Source organism: Gordonia sp. DT218, from assembly GCF_049847105.1.
Taxonomy (GTDB): Bacteria; Actinomycetota; Actinomycetes; order Mycobacteriales; family Mycobacteriaceae; genus Gordonia.
Genome location: NZ_JBNCNS010000004.1, coordinates 68809 through 87790 on the forward strand (window position 1 = coordinate 68809; position 18982 = coordinate 87790).

Below are 18982 nucleotides of genomic sequence, written 5' to 3' on the forward strand. Positions count from 1 at the left end.
CTCACAGAAGGTATCCGGACGCGCTCACCGCGTCCTCGCTGTCGATCAGACGTGCCACCTTGAGCGCGATCTTGTCGCCATCATCGGAGAGCACGACCTTGTGGGTCATCTCGGCGCCGACCGTCGAGAAGGTGTCGCGCTTGAACGCGTTGAGAATCTGCGCCGATCGCAAGGTGACCGATTCGTCGTCGATCTCCTCGACGGTGAACCGCGACACGATCCGCACTGTGCGGGCTGCGGCGACCGCGGAGGGCGCGTAGCCCTGCATCATCCGCTGGACACGCAGCTGCCGCATGCGCTTGTCGTCGTAGACCATGTTGAGCGACGATTCGAAATCGTCGGTGTCCGGGTCGATCGGGATCACGTAGAGCGCGTCGTCGGTGTACATCGATTCCCAGGCCACATAGTCCTTGGCATCGAGGACGGCGGCCTCGTGCCAGACGAGCTGTATCGCGCGCAGGACCCGGGTGTCGGTGAAGGTGAGTACGTCAGTCATCGCTCATCATCCTCTTCCACATGTCGTAGGACTCCCGCATACCGGTCTCGTCGGTGACATGCGAAGTCGGCCAACCCTCTTCGGTGGTGTACTCGCGGTTTTCCCCGCGGTTGACCAGGATCGGCATGTTGGGGTTGCCGCCCGCACCGATCTGTACGCGGTCCCAGCCTTCGGCGTCGTCGGGACTCCCGAAGCCGAACGGGCCCTGGAAATGCTCGTGGATACGCAGGCGCTCCCGGTTGATGCTCTCTGGACCGCCGTCCATGCCGATCGCCATGTGCCACACCTCGGTCACGTCCACGCTGATCGGGATGAGCACGCGGAAGAACGACGACGACATCGCGATGTTCGGGAACATGTTGAGGTTGAAGCCGCAGCCGTGCATCGAGCGCATGTACCGGCGGATGCGTTCGGGGCTCTCACCTGCCTCCTCGAGCTCGTCGACGAGATGCTGGAAGCGCGGCTGGATCTCTTCGTCACCGTTGTCGACGTCGAGATCGGCATGTGCCGCGGCCATGATCGCGACGCTGTGGCCGTTACCCAGGGCATGGGTCTCGGCGGCCGGATCATCCATGAACGACATCATGTTCGCTGTCTCGGAGTCCACCGATGCCATCCACGACTTGTGCACCATCGGGAAGTGGTAGCCGTCAGTGGTGTTCTCCAGCTGGATCTTCCAGTTTCCCTTGAACCGGAACTTGTGGGCGCCCAGCACCTTGGTCGGGAATCCGTTGGACTGCTTGAGAAAGCGCTCCATCCAGATCTTGGCGTCTCCGAGGAAGTCCTCCAGCGGCTCGGTGTCCAGATCGAACGTCGCCCAGATCATGCCGACGTAGCTCTCGGTTCGAAGCTTCTGCAGCGGGAAGTCGTTCTTGTCGACCACTCCCTCGTAACCGTCGGGGTACGGGATGCCGCGCAACCGGCCGTCGAGTGTGTATGACCAGTTGTGGTATGGACACGTGAAGCCGTTGGCCTTGCCGCTGCGCTGGTCGCACACCGTCGCGCCGCGGTGGCGGCACCGGTTGAGCAGAGTATTGAAGTTGCCCTTGCGATCCCGGGTCACGATGACCGATTGGTCGCCGACCTGGGTGGTCTTGAACGACCCGGCCTCGGGGATCTCGCTCTCGTGCGCGACCCACACCCAGGTCCGGTAGAAGATCTTCTTCATCTCCTCGTCGAAGATCTCCGGGTCGGTGTAGAGCGCTCCCGCGACGCGGTCCTTCTTGGCCAGGTCGGAGAATCCGCGGGTCGGCCTCTCAATGGTGGTCATTGCTGTCCTTCACTGTCATCGCCATCGGGTGTGCGGGCTGGGATCGGTCAGACGTCGTCGCGGATCGTGAGTTCGCGACCCATCCGGGCTTCGACCTTGAAGTACTTCCAGAGCGCGAACTCGCCGACCATGGTGGTACGCAACAGGTTGCATGCCGCCGTGACCGTCGTCTGATCGCGTACGTCGGCCAGGACGTAGAACGTCCAGGGCCACCCGTCGGACGGTCCGACCATGTGCGCGTCGTCGTCGAATGTTCCGATGATGTCGACGCCGTCCATGTTCTTCAGAGCGGACAGGAATCGAACGGTAGCTTCCCACACCGGGCCGATCTCGGCCTTCGGCAGATCGAAGAAGTTCTGGTTGTTGCCGACACAGAACAGGGTGCGCAGGGGCTCGGCGGCCATGAATAACTCCTGGTTCGTTGAGAATTGCGGGCTGGTCAGTTCGAGAGATCAGGGGAAGCTGGGAATACCGGCATCGAGGCCGAGCATCAGTGCGCCGGCAGCCTCATAGGTGTTGGTCTGGAGCATGGCGTGCTGCGCGGGCACCAATGCATCTTGCAGATACCGCTGTAACGGGTGGGTCTCGTAAATCGCACCGGTGCCGGCGAGATCGAAGGCCTGCAACACAACTCGGCGCCCCACATGCGCGGCATGAGTCGCGGCGAGGCGGAGCAGCGCCCTGTCATCGGTCGAGATATGCTCGTCGGCAAGCGCTTTGACCCACACCATATCGGTGGCCTCGTAGAAGAACGCCCGCGCGGAACGCAGCTCGGCCTCGGCCGCGGCGAGCCCGGACTTGTAGGCCGGACGGTTACCCTTGCTCGCCCCACCCGTGATGGAGGTGCGTGCGGCGCCGACCTCCAGCGCGTAGTCGAGGGCACCGCGGGCCGCGCCGATTGTGACCACGGCCAGGACCTGGGCGGCGTATGCGAGCGCGGGGTAGCGGGTCAGCGGCTCGTCGATCTGCGGTGTTCCGCCGCGGACGAAGGTCATCTCCTCGGGGACGAAGAGCCGGTCGGCGCGCACGGCGTGAGATCCGGTGGCCTTCATCCCGGCGACGTCCCAGTTGTCGACGATCTCGACATCGGCGGGATCGACCAATGCGGTCAGCGGCTTGCCCTCGGTCTGCGGCCCACCGGCCAGACCGACGCCGATGATGTCGGCGCCCCGGCAGCCACTGGCGAACTGCCAGACGCCGGAACACACATAGCCGCCGTCGACCTTCTCGGCCTCCTGCATCGGGAACAGTCCCCCGGCGTAGGCGATGTCCGGCCCGTCGGCGTAGATCTTCTTCTGCGTCGCCACCGGCAGGGCCGCGAAGTAGACCAGTGACGAACCGAAACTCGAGACCCAGCCGGTAGCGGGGTCGACCGCCGAGATGCGCTCCACCATGGACATGAACTCCGACGGTGGCATCGGCTCTCCACCGAATACCGACGGCGTCGACGCCCGGTAGATACCGGCCCGCTTCAGCAACCCGACAAAGTCGCGTGAGACGTACCGCTGCGCGTTGAACTCGTCACGACGATCCCGGAGGACATCGAGGGCGTGATCGAATGCGGCGTCACGTGCGGCACCGGCCGGTTCCGCCACCACCCGCTCAGTCAGGCTCTCCGTGGTCATCGCTGTCTCCGTTCAGATTCGACATTCGCTCTGGGCGCTACACTATGGACGCGTGCGCACCACCGGTATCGGGATTTCCTGCGCTGTCGCTAAGCATTTCCCTTACTTGCGCCGCACCACGAGACGGTCGATGCTGGGTGTCCGGCGAAGGCGAGGTGATGACGTGTTCCCTGCGCGTCGCGACTTCGAGAAGATGATCCTGAACACCGGCACCGGGATTCTCATCCATGAGGCCAGTTCGAAGAACATCCTCTGGGCCAACTCGGCCGCATGCCGCATGTTCGGTTTCACCCTCGAAGAACTCAGGCCCCTCAAGGCCCACCACATGAGCGCTCAGGAGCGGCAGTACCGTCGCGAGGTCGGCGTCGCCTGGCTGCAGTCCGCCGTCGTGTACGGCTCGAGCCGAAAGCAATGGAAATACCGTGCCAAAGACGGCACCGACTTCCTGACCGACGCCCGCGCGACCTTGGTGCGGTGCGAGGACGGTCCGGTCGTGATGGTCGAGTTCCGCAACATGTCCGAAGAAGTCGAGCTGCAGGAAGAGCTCAGCTGGGTGTCGGAATCGCTTCAGCGCATCATGACCCACACGTCGGCCGGACTGGTGGTTCTTGACGACGACAACTGCATCGACGACATCTCCCCGCTCGCCGCGCAGCTGTTCGGCAGCACACCGGCTGCGCTCTCCGGCGTCCACCTCGAGGATCTCGGGCGGTGCGAACCCCGACTCAACAGCGACCATGTGATCGAGCGTCTCGACGGCCGGGCGGGTTCGGTGAGCATCCAGCAGGAGATCATCAAGGATGACGGCACCACCATCTGGCTGGCCGGCGAACTCGAGATCGTGGCCCACGACGGCATCCGATCACGCGTTCTGACGATCCGCGACGTCACCGACCGGGTGGAGTGGGAACGCCGCACCGCCTACCAAGAGGCGAATCTGCAGTACCTGAGCCGCTATCACGCGATGGGCGACATGGCGATGATCCTCGCCCACGAACTGGGGCAACCCTTGGCCGCGTCAACGAATTACCTGAGCGGGCTGAAGGCCCGGCTGTCGTCGGAGACCGTCGACGCCCGCAGCCTCGAATACGGGATCGACCAGATCGAGAAGCAACTCCATCGCGCAGCCGACATCGTGACGTCGGTGAAGCGCTATGTCCGTCGCATCGAGAGCACCACCACTCTGATGGATCTCAACGAGACCGTCGAGGAGAGTCTGTATTTCGTGCGACTGCGTGCCGCCGAGCAGGGCATCCGTGTCTTCGCCGACATTCCCGATCGCAATCTGTTCATCCAGGGCGAGAATGTCCTCATCGGCCAGGTCATCATCAATCTCTGCGTCAACGCGCTCGACGAGATCGCTCAGCCGACAACCGAGGTCAAGGAGTTGGCCGTGGAAACCGGCGACGATGACGGCAGCGCCTGCGTGTGGATCCGGGACCAGGGACGTGGCATGACGGGTGTTCCCACCGACCGACTGGCCACCGGGGTCTTCTCCGCCAAACACGACGGTTCGGGCATCGGGCTCATCATCTCCGAGCACATCCTCGAACGTCACGGCGGCACGATCGAGTACCTGCCGAACGAGCCGTCGGGGACCGCGGTGAAGGTGACGCTGCCGCTGGCCGACGCGCCGGAACCCACCCGACCTGCGGAGACCGGGTAAAGGTTTCTGTACCCCGACGTTGGCAAGACCCAGTAGTGCACCGTCGATGCGCTGGATAGCTTGGTCAGCAGCGGCCACGACAACGGCCGTCGATCGAGACCGACAGCGCCGTCACGTCTCCCACGTCAACCGAAGTCATCAGTGCGGAAACGTGATTCGTGACGGACCAGAACATGCACGCGCAGTTGCAGGTCTTGTCGACGTCGCGCCGAGCCGCACCAAGGAGGATCACACATGCCCACTCCCGACGTACTCGTGCTCGGCGCCGGTACCGCCGGCTCGGTCATCACCCGTCGCCTTCTGGATGCCGGTCTCACGGTGACCTTGGTCGAGGCCGGCGGCGCCGACACCAACCCGGCGATCCACGACATGTCGCGCGTCGGCGAACTCTGGCTGGGCCCCGAGGACTGGGGATACTTCTCCGCACCACAGCGCAACGCGATGGATCGCCGGCTGCACGTTCCGCGCGGCAAGGTCGTCGGCGGCTCCAACCAGCTCAACGGCACCATCTGGGTGCACGGTTCGCCGTGGGACTACGACCAGTGGGCGGCCGCCGGCAACACCGGTTGGGACTGGGAGTCGGTATCGCCGCTGTTCAAGCAGATCGAGAGTGCACAGAGTCCGGACGGCTTGATCGACACCGTCGAACCCGACCTGTCACCGATCCAGCAGGGCATCCTCGACTCCGCGGTCACCCACGGTCTCCCTCTGAACTCGGACTACAACTCCGGAGACCAAGAGGGTGTATCCCGGATGAAACTCAACCTGCGTGACGGACAACGGCTTTCGACATGGGCCGCGTACATGCGTCCCGTTCTCGACCACCCTCGCCTGACTCTCGAGTCGAGCGCGCTCGTCCATTCGATCATCGTCTCCGACGGCACGGTCCGCGGCGTCCGGATCATCGATGTCGATGGCGGGCACCGAGAACTACATGCCGGACTCGTGATCTTGTCCGGTGGTGCGATCGGATCACCGACGATCCTGCTGCGCAGTGGGATCGGTCCCGCCGATGAACTACGGAGCCACGGCATCGACGTCGTGGCCGACGTCCCCGGCGTCGGCAAGAATCTGCAGGATCACTTCCTGGTGCCGGTGATCTTCGGGACCGAGAAGCCGATCGATCCGCCGCAGCCCTTCCAGCCGGTGACCCAGACGCACTGGTTCTGGAAGAGCGATCCCACTCTTCCAGTGCCCGACACCCAGCCGATCAATTTCAGCGTGCCGTTCTACTATGACGATGCAATGACCGGCCCGACTTCGGGTTTCACGCTGCATGCGGGGCTCATCAGGCCGCACAGCACCGGCAGTGTCACGCTGCGCGACACCGACCCCGCATCGGAGCCGATCATCGACTTCAATCTGTTCGACGACGAGCGCGATCTGCGGGCGCTCGTCCGGTCGGTTCGCCAGTGCCGCGAAGTCGGACGACAGGGACCGCTCGCCGACGAATGGGGCGCGTCCGAGGCCCTGCCCGGTCCCGACGTCGACGACAGCGACGAGGCACTCGCCGCGTGGGTGCGCCGTGCCGTGAACACCTACCACCATCAGGCGGGAACCTGCCGGATGGGCACCGACGCCGACGCCGTGGTCTCGCCGGCCTTGCGTGCCGTCGGGGTGGAGAACCTGATGATCGCTGACGCATCGGTGATGCCCTCTGTCACAACAGGAAACACGAACGCACCGACGGCGATGATCGCCGAGCGCGCCGCCGAACTGATCACCGCGGGGTTGACAAGCAACCCACGCAGCACCAAGGAGTAGTCCCGATGATCGACATTTCCACCCTCAACACCGGTCTCTACATCGGCGGCGAATGGCACGACGCCCGCGAGACCTTCACCACCCTCAACCCGGCCACCGGGCAGCCGCTGGCCGACCTCGCCGCAGCGGACGCGAGTGACGTCGATGCCGCGGTGTCGGCGGCCACGACGGCGTTCCGCGGCGACTGGGGCGCCCTCGCACCATCGCGCAAGGGCGCCTTGCTGAACAAGCTGGCCGACCTCGTCGAACGCGACGTCGAACAGCTCGCCGCGTTGGAGTCCCTGGACATGGGTCGTCCGGTCGGCATGAGCGCCGCGATGATGATCCCCAACCTCATCGGGACGTTGCGCTACTACGCGGGCTGGGCGGACAAGATCAACGGCGAGCTGATCGCCAACGACGGCTACATGGGCGGACCGGTGCCGACCCATGCCTACACACGTCGTGAACCGCTCGGTGTGGTCGCGGCGATCGTGCCGTGGAATGCCCCGCTGATGATCCTCGGTTGGAAGCTCGCCCCCGCCCTGGCCTGCGGAAACACCGTCATCATCAAGCCTGCCGAGGACGCTTCCCTCTCGATCCTGCGACTCGCCGAGCTCGTCACCGAGGCGGGCTTCCCGCCCGGCACCGTCAACGTCCTCCCGGGTGTCGGCAAGGTGGCAGGCGAGGCGCTGGCGCTGCATCCCGGCATCAAGAAGATCTCGTTCACCGGTTCCACCGTGACCGGGCGCGCGATCCTGCAGAACTCCGCCGTCAACTTCAAGCGCACCGCGCTCGAACTCGGCGGCAAGGCTCCGCAGATCATCTTCGACGACGCGAATCTGGAAGCCGCGATCCAGGGCACCGCGATGGGCCTGTTCTTCAACCAGGGCGAGGTTTGTGCTGCCGGCACCCGGGTGATCGTCCATCGGAAGGTCTACGACGCCGTCATCGACGGACTGAAGGGCGCCGCCCAGGCGCAGGTGATCGGCGACCCGTTCGACCCGTCGACCACGATGGGCCCCTTGGTGAACGAGCGCCAGCGCGATCGGGTGCTCGAGTACATGAAGACGGGCGCCGGTGAAGGTGCTGACGTGATCACCGGCGGTTCGGCGCCCGAAGGCCCCGGATTCTTCGTCGAGCCGACCGTGCTGGCCGGCAGCAACGAGATGACCGTCGCCCGTGAGGAGATCTTCGGCCCGGTCGGCGTGGTCATCCCGTTCGACAGTGACGAGGAGGCCATCGCGTTGGCGAACGACAACCAGTACGGCCTGTCGGCCACCGTATGGACCAGCGATGTGACTCGCGCTCACACGATTTCGGCGAAGGTCGAGGCCGGCGCGATCGGTGTCAACGGCTGGTCGCCGCTGGCTCCGCAACTGCCCTGGGGCGGCGTCAAGGCCAGCGGTGTGGGTCGCGAACTCGGCTTCGAGGGCATTCTGTCCTACACCGAGACCAAGACGGTCACCGTCGTCTTGTGATCGACTCCGGCCGGTGACCACCGGGGTGGGCGATGTGCGGTTTCGTCATCGCCCACCCCGGTTCGTCACAAGGTTGCCGAGGCGCGGCCGGCCAGAATGGTGTCGAGAAGTGCCAGTTGGGCCGACCGGGATGTGCTCGCCGGGTCTAGGACGGCATTGACCTGCAATCCGATGATCGTCGTCATCAGCACCTCGACGCCCGCATCGACGTCGACCGCCGGCATTTCGTCGCCGTCGATCGCTTCCCGCCAATAGGTCGCGATGCGCCCTTTCCATGCCGCCACGGCCACGTTGTTCACCTCCGCCATCCCCGGATCGGTCATGGCCCGCTGCCACAGCGACACGGCGATCCGTGCCTCGAGCTTGGCCTCGTCGGTGAGCGGCATGATCTCGATGCACAGTCTGTGCAGGGCCTGGCCTCCCCGTCGACGTCCGACGGATGTGTCGATGCGCTGGTTGGTGGCGTCGATGACGTACTCGAACGCGGTGCGCAGGATCTCGTCCTTGCCGGAGAAGTAATGACTCAGCGCGCCGTTGGTGTAGCCGGCCTCCGTCGCCAGGTCACGCATGTTGATGCCGTCGATGCCGCGATCGGCGATGATTCGCCAGGCCGCGGCCACGATCGCCCGACGACGTTCGTCATGGTCCACCAATCTCGGCATCAGATCTCCGTTCTCCCGGCCAACAGCGCAGAGCACGGGGTAAAGGTTTCCCCGATGTCGGGACCCAAGCACCCGTTGTAACCTCCATCACAACATTTGATTCTACGTGTGTTGAATCAAATGGTTGCAGGCAGCCCACCCACGTCGCGCGATTGTCGCGGGCGACGTCCAGACAGAGGACGGTCATGCTAGAGAATCCCACGGTCACATCGGCGGTCACCGGCGAGAGTGGATCCCGCTCGCTGAAGGGATCGATCGGCATCGCCGGCATCGTGTTCCTGGTGATCGCGGCCGCCGCGCCCCTGACGGCCGTCGCCGGTTCACTCCCGGTGATGATCGCCATCGGCAACGGCGCCGGCGCCCCGATGGCGTACATCGTGGCCGCGCTGGTGCTACTGGTGTTCAGCGTCGGATACGCCGCGATGAGCGCGTCGGTCACCGATACCGGCGCCTTCTACGCGTACGTCACGAAAGGACTCGGCCGCCCGACGGGTCTGGGTGCCGCGGGCCTGGCCCTCCTCGCGTACACCACCATCCAGGCAGCGATCTACGGACTCGCCGCATCCACGTTGAAGGATGTGGTCATCCGGTTCGGTGGCCCCGATTTGCCGTGGTGGCTCTGGGCCTTCATCTTGATGGCGATCGTCGCCGTACTCGGCTATCGCAGTATCGACCTCGGAGCCAAGGTCCTCGGCGTGCTGCTCATCGCCGAGATCGCGCTGATCGTCGCGCTGTCAGTGGCGGTGCTGGCCAAGGGCGGCGCCCACGGTGTCGACTTCGTGTCGTTCACCCCATCCGCGTTCTTCTCCGGATCACCCGGGATCGCCCTGATGTTCGCGATCGGTTCGTTCGTCGGCTTCGAGGCGACTGCCATCTACGGCGAGGAAGCCAAGAATCCGAAACGGACGGTGCCGATCGCGACATATGTCGCGGTGATCACGATCGGTGTGCTCTACGCCGTCGCCAGCTGGGCCGTGGTCCTCGCGTTCGGCAGCGACAACGTCCAGGCAGCCGCCCAGGAGAACACCGCAGATCTCACGTTCATCGCCGCTTCGCAGTTCCTTGGCGGCGTCACCTCCGACATCATGATGGTGATGCTGGTGACGAGCCTCTTCGCGGCCTTGCTGGCGTTCCACAATACGATCGCTCGCTACATGTTCGCCTTGTCCCGCAACGGCTTCGCGCCACGACGCCTGACGAATGTGCACCCCCGGCACGGCTCCCCCCACGAGGGATCCGCCCTCCAGACGGCCACCGCCTTCGTCCTCGTCGGCGCTTTCGCCGTCGCCGGCGCGGACCCGGTCCTGCAGCTGTTCACCTGGATGGCCGGTGTGGCGATCGTCGCGATCCTCGTCCTGATGGTGCTCACCAGCGTCGCGATCATCGCCTACTTCCGCCGGTCGAAGGTCGACAACAGGCTGTGGCACACCAAGATCGCTCCCGTTCTGGGAACACTGGGGCTGCTCGGGATCACCGCACTGGTGATCGCCAACTTCACCACTCTCATCGGCGGTTCCCAGGTGCTGGCCGTCATCTTCCTGATCGTCATCGCGGCCACCTTTGCCGGTTGCTGGGCGGCGGGCCGTGCACTCTTGTCGCGCCGCGACGACGCAGGTCCCGTGGACCTGCCACTCCCCTGAATCACCGAGACCTCTACTGACAGGAGACACTTCGATGTCTGACACACCGACCACACGGAAGGTCATCGTCGTCGGCGCCGGATTCGCAGGGCTCATCGCCGCTCGCGAACTCGAGGCGGCCGGAATCGAGGTGCGGATTCACGAGGCCCGCGACCGCATCGGCGGTCGCGCCTGGACCGACGAGCGCCTCGGCGGACACGCGCTGGAGATGGGCGCCACCTGGGTGCACTGGATGCAGCCGTTCGTCTGGACCGAGATCACCCGGTACGGCCAGGAGATCTACCCCAGCCCTGACATCGACGATGCCTACTGGGTCAGCGAAGGCATGGTGCGCAAGGGTACCGAGCACGACCTCGACGAAGCGCTGAGCAGGTTGCAGGAGAAAATCTTCGAGGGTTCACGGGAGTTCTTCCCGTATCCGCATGATCCGTTCGCCATCCTTCGCGACGAATCCACCGATCCCGACCTGATCGAGCGCTTCAGGCAGGCCGACAAGGGCAGTGTGCTCGACTGCCTCCGGGACGGCAGCTACACGCAGGAGGAGATCGACCTCGCCGACTCGTACTGGTCCGCGGGCTACCAGGGGCCGACTGCCACTGCCTCACCGCTGATGGCGAAGCACTGGGCGTCGCTGAGCGATCATCGAAGCTCCCTGATGGACGAGCAGACCCTTCGGTTCAAACTGACCGAAGGCATGCGCGGTCTGTACACCTCGATCGCCGGCGACCTGCGGGCCGACATCGCACTGAACTCGCCGGTCGCGGGTGTCGAGCACTCGACCGACGGGGTCCGTGTGACCCTTTCCGACGGCTCGGTCGAGACGGCCGATGCGGTGATCGTGACCGCACCGATCGGCGCCCTGGGCAACGTGGACTTCAGTCCTGCCCTGCCCGCACCCGCGCAGTGCGTGATCGAGGAGGGCACCAATTCCGTCGGATTCAAGATCTGGATCAAGGTCGCGGGCCGTCACTCGATCATCGCCGGGGCACCGGGTGATCATCCGATCTCCCTGCTCCGCAGTGAGTACTTCCTCGACGACGAGGACGCCACGATTCTCGTCGGTTTCGGCTCCGACCACACGACGATCACTCTTGATGATGCCGCGTCCGCCCAGCAGGCCATCAATGTGTGGCGTGACGACGTGACCGTTCTCGACTGCGGCGGACACGACTGGGTGGCAGACAAGTGGTCGGGACAGACCTGGGCGACGCTGAAGTCGGGTCAGTTCTTCAACGGCTGGAGCCAGTTCCACTCCACCGGCACCCGACTGCGCTTCGCCGGTGCAGACTTCGCCAAGGGATGGAACGGCGTCGTCGTCGACGGCGCCATCGAGTCCGGGATCGTCAACGCCCGCAGCCTGATCAAGGAGTTGGTGGTCGATCGGCGGCGATGAATCGGAGTGCGGGCCGGTTGCCGGTCGCGCGCGGCGCCTCAGTGGAGCGACGACATTCGCGCAGCTTGGGTACGCTCGTGACCGACACCGGACGACGAAAGACACACCATGGATGCAACGGTCACCCCCGAAGCGGAGAGCGCCATCGCCGACATCGCGCAACAGCACGGACTCTCCCGCGAGGCCGTGCTGGCCATGTTGTTCGCGGTGAACAACGGCGGCGGCACGATGGCCCAATTCTCCATCCCCGAACTCGGCGGCTCCGGACAATGGATGCGCGGCGGCCTGACGATGGTCGGCAACATGTCCGACAACGCCCTCAAGGCGCGCGTCGATGCACTGTGTGGCGAACTGTCGCAGCTGCTGGCCACCACCACGGTGTTCCCGACCACCCCCTCCTCGCCGCAGGGCAAGTTCACCGCGAACAATTGGTGGCCCGGTGACCTCGGCGTCCCGAGCTCGTCGGGCGGACAGAACGACGCCCGCTACGCGATCTTCCCGGCGATGCGACGACTCGCGATCCAAGTCAACGGTGTCACAAGGGTTTTCGACACCGGCGAGCACCACATCGGCGGTGTCCAACAGCAGCAGGGCGGCAGCACCTACGGATCGGTGACCTTCACGAGCCAGTTCGGCACCTTCGACGTCTCCGGTCTGCCGGAACTCGGGACCGATCAGGTGGCCCAAACACCGGTTGCCGCACCCGCCCCGCAGGAGGTGCGCGATCAGGCACCGCCGCAGCCCGTGCAGCCGCAGTCCGAACCGTTCATGGCGGCCCCGGCCGACGACGCCGCCACGATCATCGCAGCGATCGAATCACTGGCGAGCCTGCATCAGCGCGGGATTCTCTCCGACGAGGAATTCGCGACAAAGAAGGCCGAGTTGTTGGCGCGGTTGTGAACGCAAACCTGGCTCAGGCGAATCGTGCGGCCAGTCCCCGAAGTGTGCTCTCGATACCGGCGCCGTTCTTCTTGTCGTAGCCGAGGATCTCGATGATCTTGGGCACCTTGATCGTCGAGTAGTCGAAGGTCTCCGTGACCTCGGTCGTGGTCGGCGACGTCTCGTTCAATTCCCACCGCCAGCGGTGTCCCATCGGGTGCTGCCACTCGACGACCTTGCCGTCATCGAAGTCGGTCACGGTGGAGGTGATCTTGTACGGAACGCCGAACTGCTTCATGCCCACGCTGAACCTCGCGCCCCGGCTCAGGACATCAGGTCCCGACACCGGCGTGTCGCGCACGGTCCCCGACCCGTCCAGTTCGGGGTGCCGGTGCGGGTTGGCGACCAGGCCGAAGATGTCGACGGCCGGGGCGTTCACGGCCACCCGGCGCGACACCTTGTGGGGGCCGGAATCGACGGTTGTGACGGTTGTGTCTGCCATGGATCCAAATCTACGCCCGCCGACGGCCCGAGGTGTCGATGTGTCGATACAGTGAACCGGTGGATGACGAGTTCGGCCTCCTGGGAGAAGCCGCCAACGAACTCGGGCTACGGGACCCGATCCCAGCTGTCAGGCGCGTCGACACGACGGTCGACGAGCACAATGTCAGCGCGCTGGTCGGGGGTGCATCGAGTCCGCGCGCAGTGTTCCTGCACGGTGGTGGACAGAATGCGCACACCTGGGACAGCGTTCTCCTGACGCTCGGAATACCCGTGATCGCGATCGACCTTCCCGGCCATGGCCACTCCTCCTGGCGCGCGGACGGCGACTACACGCCGGCGCCGAACGCCCGTGCAGTCGCCCCGGTCATCGCGAAGGTGGCTCCCGACGCCGAAGTGATCGTCGGAATGTCACTCGGCGGACTGACCGCCATCAGCCTCGCCGCCGCTGTCCCAGACTTGGTACCACAGGCCGTCATCGTCGACGTGACGCCCGAATCCCCGCACCGTGCAGCCGAACTCGGACAGTTGGCACGCGGAACGGTGGCTTTGATCGAGGGCCCGCAGGAGTTCGACAGCATCGACGAGATCATCGGACTCACGGCCGCCGCCGCACCCACCCGATCGCTGTCGTCGATCCGTCGTGGCGTCATCCACAACACCCGCCGGCGCCCGGACGGACGCTGGGTATGGCGATATGGCCGATTTCGTGAAGCGCCTGCGGCGCAACCGATCTGGGATTCTCTCGCCGTGACCACAGCCCCCATGACGCTGGTCCGTGGTGGCCGCTCCCCCTTCACCACCGATGAAGACGCAGAACGCTTTCGGGCGCGGCCCGGGCCCACCGACATCATGACGATCGAGGACGCCGGACACTCGGTACAGAGTGACGCACCGCTACAACTCGCGGATGTGATCGCACGCGTGCTGACCCACGAATGACGACCCGCGCGCGACTTCCGCAGTTCACGCGACAACGTGAAATCGGGACTCGGGAATGCCTTTAGTAGGGTGTAGAGGCTCAACACCCGGCAACCGCAGATATCGACGATTGGTGAGTCATGGCCAAAGTAGAACGCGTGGAGTTCATTGATGACCTCGATGGCAAGCCGATCGATGCGGACGATCTCAACCGCGTCGAGTTCGAGGTCAAGCTGCCCGGCCGCCAACCGGTCAGATATGGCATGGACCTCCGCACGGCCAGCGTCGCCAAGTTCGAGCGGGACATGGGCAAATACATCGCCAAGGCAGACAAGATGCAGCGCAACGGCAGAGCGGCGACCAGACCCGTCCGCGCATCCGTCGATACCACCCCCGCCCCGGCAACTGCCGCCCCAGAACAGACGCGCACCATCCGCGAATGGGCGATCGACAACGGTTACGAAGTGTCCGAGCGCGGCCGAGTACCGGCCAAGATCGTGGAGGCCTTCGAGGCCGCGCACTGAGCGAAGGACGCAGACACCCGGCGCAGCAGGTCGGTGGTCGCGAGATCGAGCTTTGACCGGGATCGCCCGCGCCGGGCCGCTGGCGACAGGCGGTGAATGTGAGAGAGGCGGCGCCCTCTCCGTCGCCGACCTGCCGATCCGAGCGATTCGCCGCCACCGCCGGCAACCGTGGTGATCGCCGGCGGAACGGGGAACGTTGGGCCGCAGGATCGCTGACGACTTCGCCAGGCCGCGGCATCGACATCGATACCCACGAACGAGTGGTGACGATGTACCCGACGTCGATCAGCTCTTGCTGCGGGACTGGATCGAGGGGCGTGCGGGCGCGATCAGAGGTCGAGGCTGGGAGCGGGGGCACCCGGTTGTTGCCGTGACGCACGGTCCCACAGTTGTTGAACAAATGCGAAGTAGACCTCATTGTTGTTCAGTTCCAGATTGCTGGCCGCCAACTCACCGCCGTAGAACCCCGGCACGATCGAGCCGGCGCAGTTGGTGAGCGACAGAGGCTCGATCTGCTGGACGCGGCGCCATTCCTCGAAGAGTTCCGGCTTGAGTTGCTGCTGAACCACTTCCAAGGAGATCACGGATTCGAATGCGCCGATTGTCAGACCCCACGGTTCGGTGACGATATCGAAGGGGTCGAGGGCCACGATCATGGCCGCCGCCTCGCCGTGACCGACGCGGCTCCCGTCCGTGTCGAAGCTGGTGCTGAGTGCGAACTGCTTGGCGCGCCAGTCGAATGCGAACACCTCAGCGTGAACGCCGAGCGATCCAAAGGTGTGGTCCACAAACTGCTGGGCGATCGGACCCGACTGGGCGTCATGAAAGCGCAGTAGGCCGGCATTCCCGGAGACCCCGCACAACCCTTTGTCGGCGAAGTAGGAGCCGACGAGCTCGGGCTGCCACAGCCCCGTGGAGAGGCGTTCGAATGTCCATTCCACGAGCGACACCTTCCTGCTTGCTTCGACACCCTCGAGTTAGACACCTTGTCCCCGACGTCTGCTCAGGGGTCATGTCAATCAGAGTCGGTGTCGGCGGCGCCGTCATCGACGCCCGGCGCTTGGTGTTCGGCGCGTAGCTCCCGCCAACGGGCGAGGCGGTCGGCGATGGTGCGTTCGTACCCGTTGCCGCTGGGTTGGTAGAAGCTCTGTCGCGCCACGCCGTCGGGGAAATAGTCCTGCCCGGAGAACCCTTCGGGAGTGTCGGGGTCGTATCGGTAGTCCTTGCCGTACCCGAGCTGTTTCATGAGCGCGGTGGGAGCGTTGAGGATATGCGCGGGCGGCATCAAGGAACCGGTGCGCTTCGCAGAACGCATGGCGGCGTTCAATCCTCGGTACACGGCGATCGACTTAGGAGCCGTGGCGAGGTACACGACGGCCTGGGCGATCGCGAGTTCTCCTTCGGGGGAGCCGAGACGTTCATAGACATCCCATGCGGCGAGGGTCTGGTGGATCGCCTGCGGGTCGGCCATGGCGACGTCCTCGTTGGCGAACCTGACCAGTCGACGTGCGATGTAGAGCGGGTCCTCACCGCCCTCGAGCATGCGCGCGAGCCAGTACAGCGCGGCGTCGGGGTCAGAACCACGCATGGCCTTGTGCAGCGCGGAGATCAGGTTGTAGTGCGATTCCTGGGTTTTGTCGTAGAGCGGAGCGCGTTTGAGCACCACCTCCGCCAGTCCACCTGCATCCATGGGCTCCGTAGTGGCAGGGAGTGTGAGCAGCTGTTCGATCATGTTGAGCAGATAGCGACCGTCCCCGTCGGCCATCGCGATCAGCGCGCTCGTGGCGCCGCCGTCCAGCGGAAGTCCGCGCCCTGCCAGATGCTCGGCCCGGTCGATGAGGGTGCGCAAGGCGGCATCGTCGAGGCGGCGTAGCACGAACACCTGGCACCGGGACAGGAGTGCACCGTTGAGTTCGAAGCTCGGATTCTCCGTGGTCGCGCCAACGAGGACGATGGTCCCGTCTTCGACGTAGGGCAGAAAACTGTCCTGTTGCGCACGATTGAAGCGGTGGATCTCGTCGACGAACAGCAACGTGCCCTGACTCACCTCACGCCGTTTGATGGCAGCGGCAAAGATCTTCCGCAGATCGGCGACACCCGAGAACGTCGCCGATAGGGGTTCGAACTGCAGACCGGTCCGATCGGCCAGCAGCCGGGCTATGGTCGTCTTGCCGGAGCCGGGCGGCCCCCACAGGATCGACGACGCCAGCCTTCCTTGCGCCACCATGCGGCCCAGCGGCGCATCCCTCGCGAGCAAATGCTCTTGTCCCACAACATCCTCGAGCGTTTGTGGGCGGAGCCGATCGGCAAGGGGTCGTGATGCGTCGTCGACCTCGAAGAGCGAAGCGGGTTCTTCCGGCGTCATGTGGCCTCCTATCCTCACCACCGAGTGTGCTCCCAGCACACCTCAGCTGTCGCGCCCTCGTCGATGTCTCGTGCCAGGAGCCCTCAGCGGGGTGTCGATGCTCAATGCCCGGCAACCGCGTCGAGTTCGAGGTCAAGCTGCCCGGGCGCCTACCGGTCAGATATGGCATGGACGTCCGCACGGCCAGTGTCGCCGAGTTCGAGAAGGACGTGGGCGAGTACATCAGCAATGCAGAGAAGATGCAGCGCAACGGCAAAGCGGCGACCGGTTACCGGTCACCATCTGATTCTCATCCACTTCGCAACATCCGCCCATACACTCGGCATGGTGCGGATCAGACAGAGCTGGATGCCGGCGATTCCTGTCGTTGCGATGATTCTGGTTTTCGCAGGTTGTGGCAGCGGTGGCGATGACACCTCGTCGACCACAACTGCTCAGAAGTCCACGTATACGGTGAACGTGAACGACGTCGCGGGTGCGACGGGCGGTTATGTGTTCTTCAACGAAGGTCAGACACCGGCCAGTGCGATCGTCGGCAAGCGGTCCGCCCCTGGGCCCGGCACAGGATCCAAACTCGTCATCGCCGACAAAGAGGGCCGCACCGTGTGGTCGCGGACGGCGCCCGCCGGCCAATCGATGGCGAACTTCCGAGTACAGACCTTGCACGGCAAACCGGTACTCACCTGGTGGCAGGGCAGTCTCGAGTCGGGACAGTCCGGCGTCGATTACATCGCCAACGACCATTATCAGACCATCGTGACCATCGACGCCGGCCAGACGCCGGGCGCCAACATCCACGACTTCCGACTCTCCGACGACGGCCACGCGTGGATCACCGTGTATCAACCGATGAAGGCGGATCTGACATCGGTGGGCGGGGCCGAGGAGGCCACCATGTACGACGCGGTGGTCAAAGAAATCGACGTCCATACTGGCAACGTTCTAGTCGAATGGCATGCCTCCCAGCATATTCCGATCAGCGATTCTTATATCACACCGTCTGACACCGTGGACAATTCCGGCGGAGTCTACGACCCTTATCACCTGAACTCGATCTCTCTCGCCCCGGATGGCAACATGATCCTGTCGATGCGACACACCTCGACGATCTACGAAGTCGACCCGACAACCGGTGCGGTGGTCTGGCAGCTCGGCGGCAAACGATCGTCGTTCACTCTCGGTGCGGGCGTGCAGTTCTCGTTCCAGCACAATGCCGAGATGCAGGACGCCCAGACGCTACGGCTGTTCAACAACAACACTGACGGGGAGACCAGCAACGGCGCGTCGAGCATCGAGTGGATTCACCTCGATACCGCCACCCGTACCGCGACGTCGGTACGCAACCAGACCCATCCCGGCGGCGTGAAGTCGGCAGCCATGGGCAACGCTCAATTGCTCCCCAACGGAAATGTTTTCGGCAGCTGGGGCACCGGCGCACACATCGCCGAGTTCACCCCGTCGGGGCAGATGGTCTACGACGCGACGCTCGCGCCCGCCGGCGCCTATCGCGCGTTCTATCAGCAATGGTCGGGGACCCCGCTCGACAGCCCCGACATCACGATCTCCGACGACGAGAAGACACTCCACGCGCACTGGAACGGCGCGACCCGAGTGGCCAAGTGGCGAGTCCTGCACAGCACGACCGCCACCGATCTGGCACCGGTGACCACCGCCGACTGGCGGGGTGCGAACACCGCGATCACCTTGCCGGAGTCAGCATCCGGGTACTACGAGATCGAAGCGCTCGACGCGAGCGGCGCGGTGATCGGCAGATCCGTTCCCGTTTCTGCTTGAGGAGCTGTACGACGCCTCGGGT

18 protein-coding genes are annotated in these 18982 nt (G+C 64.7%); 10 read left to right on the forward strand and 8 right to left on the reverse strand.

What is annotated here, in order from left to right:
* Window position 1: 1 nt before the first annotated feature.
* Genes ACPXCG_RS15680 through ACPXCG_RS15695 form a run of 4 tightly spaced genes read right to left on the reverse strand, consistent with a single transcriptional unit; the run spans window position 2 to window position 3391 of the window.
* Window positions 2-496 (reverse strand): aromatic-ring-hydroxylating dioxygenase subunit beta, encoded by a 495-nt coding sequence (locus ACPXCG_RS15680; RefSeq protein ID WP_425792917.1) that lies wholly within the window; start codon window positions 494-496, stop codon window positions 2-4.
* Window positions 489-1766, reverse strand: a complete 1278-nt coding sequence (locus ACPXCG_RS15685) for an aromatic ring-hydroxylating oxygenase subunit alpha (RefSeq protein ID WP_425792918.1) — start codon at window positions 1764-1766, stop codon at window positions 489-491. The genes ACPXCG_RS15680 and ACPXCG_RS15685 overlap by 8 nt, the downstream gene beginning before the upstream one ends.
* Window positions 1767-1813: 47 nt before the next feature.
* Entirely contained in the window at window positions 1814-2170 is a 357-nt protein-coding gene (locus ACPXCG_RS15690; protein ID WP_425792919.1) for a hypothetical protein, read from the reverse strand.
* A gap of 48 nt (window positions 2171-2218) precedes the next feature.
* On the reverse strand, window positions 2219-3391 hold the full coding sequence (locus tag ACPXCG_RS15695) for an acyl-CoA dehydrogenase family protein (RefSeq protein ID WP_425792920.1): 1173 nt from the start codon (window positions 3389-3391) through the stop codon (window positions 2219-2221).
* Between the two features lie 193 nt (window positions 3392-3584).
* Between ACPXCG_RS15695 and ACPXCG_RS15700 the strand changes: the two genes are divergently transcribed.
* The 3 genes from ACPXCG_RS15700 (at window position 3585) to ACPXCG_RS15710 (ending at window position 8281) form a co-directional block, all read left to right on the forward strand.
* The gene (locus ACPXCG_RS15700) at window positions 3585-5057 is read left to right on the forward strand and encodes a PAS domain S-box protein (protein WP_425793458.1); all 1473 of its coding nucleotides are present in this window, start codon (window positions 3585-3587) and stop codon (window positions 5055-5057) included.
* Window positions 5058-5291: 234 nt separating this feature from the next.
* A complete protein-coding gene (locus ACPXCG_RS15705; RefSeq protein WP_425792921.1) occupies window positions 5292-6821 on the forward strand; it encodes a GMC family oxidoreductase in 1530 nt (509 codons plus the stop codon).
* A 5-nt stretch (window positions 6822-6826) separates the two neighbouring features.
* Window positions 6827-8281: an aldehyde dehydrogenase family protein gene (locus tag ACPXCG_RS15710; protein ID WP_425792922.1), complete on the forward strand. Its 1455-nt coding sequence runs from the start codon at window positions 6827-6829 to the stop codon at window positions 8279-8281.
* A gap of 65 nt (window positions 8282-8346) precedes the next feature.
* On the opposite strand, the gene ACPXCG_RS15715 is transcribed toward ACPXCG_RS15710, so the two are convergent.
* Window positions 8347-8943 carry a TetR/AcrR family transcriptional regulator gene (locus tag ACPXCG_RS15715; protein WP_425792923.1) on the reverse strand — a complete coding sequence of 199 codons (597 nt, stop codon included), beginning with the start codon at window positions 8941-8943 and terminating at the stop codon, window positions 8347-8349.
* Window positions 8944-9128: 185 nt separating this feature from the next.
* Between ACPXCG_RS15715 and ACPXCG_RS15720 the strand changes: the two genes are divergently transcribed.
* The 3 genes from ACPXCG_RS15720 (at window position 9129) to ACPXCG_RS15730 (ending at window position 12876) form a co-directional block, all read left to right on the forward strand.
* Complete coding sequence (locus ACPXCG_RS15720) at window positions 9129-10583, forward strand: APC family permease (protein WP_425792924.1); 1455 nt, start codon at window positions 9129-9131, stop codon at window positions 10581-10583.
* A 34-nt stretch (window positions 10584-10617) separates the two neighbouring features.
* A complete protein-coding gene (locus tag ACPXCG_RS15725; RefSeq protein ID WP_425792925.1) occupies window positions 10618-11976 on the forward strand; it encodes a flavin monoamine oxidase family protein in 1359 nt (452 codons plus the stop codon).
* A 108-nt stretch (window positions 11977-12084) separates the two neighbouring features.
* Window positions 12085-12876: an SHOCT domain-containing protein gene (locus ACPXCG_RS15730; RefSeq protein ID WP_425792926.1), complete on the forward strand. Its 792-nt coding sequence runs from the start codon at window positions 12085-12087 to the stop codon at window positions 12874-12876.
* Between the two features lie 13 nt (window positions 12877-12889).
* Here the strand turns inward: ACPXCG_RS15730 and ACPXCG_RS15735 are convergent, their stop codons facing one another.
* Window positions 12890-13357 carry an SRPBCC family protein gene (locus ACPXCG_RS15735; protein WP_425792927.1) on the reverse strand — a complete coding sequence of 156 codons (468 nt, stop codon included), beginning with the start codon at window positions 13355-13357 and terminating at the stop codon, window positions 12890-12892.
* 59 nt (window positions 13358-13416) lie between these two features.
* On the opposite strand from ACPXCG_RS15735, the gene ACPXCG_RS15740 reads away from it, so the two are divergent.
* Together ACPXCG_RS15740 and ACPXCG_RS15745 are read left to right on the forward strand one after the other, a co-directional pair.
* Window positions 13417-14298 (forward strand): alpha/beta fold hydrolase, encoded by an 882-nt coding sequence (locus tag ACPXCG_RS15740; protein WP_425792928.1) that lies wholly within the window; start codon window positions 13417-13419, stop codon window positions 14296-14298.
* Between the two features lie 119 nt (window positions 14299-14417).
* Window positions 14418-14801 (forward strand): histone-like nucleoid-structuring protein Lsr2, encoded by a 384-nt coding sequence (locus tag ACPXCG_RS15745; protein WP_425792929.1) that lies wholly within the window; start codon window positions 14418-14420, stop codon window positions 14799-14801.
* A gap of 329 nt (window positions 14802-15130) precedes the next feature.
* On the opposite strand, the gene ACPXCG_RS15750 is transcribed toward ACPXCG_RS15745, so the two are convergent.
* Together ACPXCG_RS15750 and ACPXCG_RS15755 are read right to left on the reverse strand one after the other, a co-directional pair.
* Window positions 15131-15742, reverse strand: coding sequence for a hypothetical protein (locus tag ACPXCG_RS15750; RefSeq protein ID WP_425792930.1), 612 nt, complete (start codon window positions 15740-15742; stop codon window positions 15131-15133).
* Window positions 15743-15816: 74 nt separating this feature from the next.
* Window positions 15817-17166, reverse strand: coding sequence for a replication-associated recombination protein A (locus ACPXCG_RS15755; protein WP_425792931.1), 1350 nt, complete (start codon window positions 17164-17166; stop codon window positions 15817-15819).
* Between the two features lie 104 nt (window positions 17167-17270).
* Here ACPXCG_RS15755 and ACPXCG_RS15760 point away from each other — a divergent pair, with 104 nt between their 5' ends.
* Both ACPXCG_RS15760 and ACPXCG_RS15765 read left to right on the forward strand, forming a co-directional pair.
* Window positions 17271-17579 carry a hypothetical protein gene (locus tag ACPXCG_RS15760; RefSeq protein ID WP_425792932.1) on the forward strand — a complete coding sequence of 103 codons (309 nt, stop codon included), beginning with the start codon at window positions 17271-17273 and terminating at the stop codon, window positions 17577-17579.
* Window positions 17539-18960 carry an arylsulfotransferase family protein gene (locus ACPXCG_RS15765; protein WP_425792933.1) on the forward strand — a complete coding sequence of 474 codons (1422 nt, stop codon included), beginning with the start codon at window positions 17539-17541 and terminating at the stop codon, window positions 18958-18960. Before ACPXCG_RS15760 ends, ACPXCG_RS15765 begins: the two co-directional genes overlap by 41 nt.
* The last annotated feature ends 22 nt before the right edge of the window (window positions 18961-18982 follow it).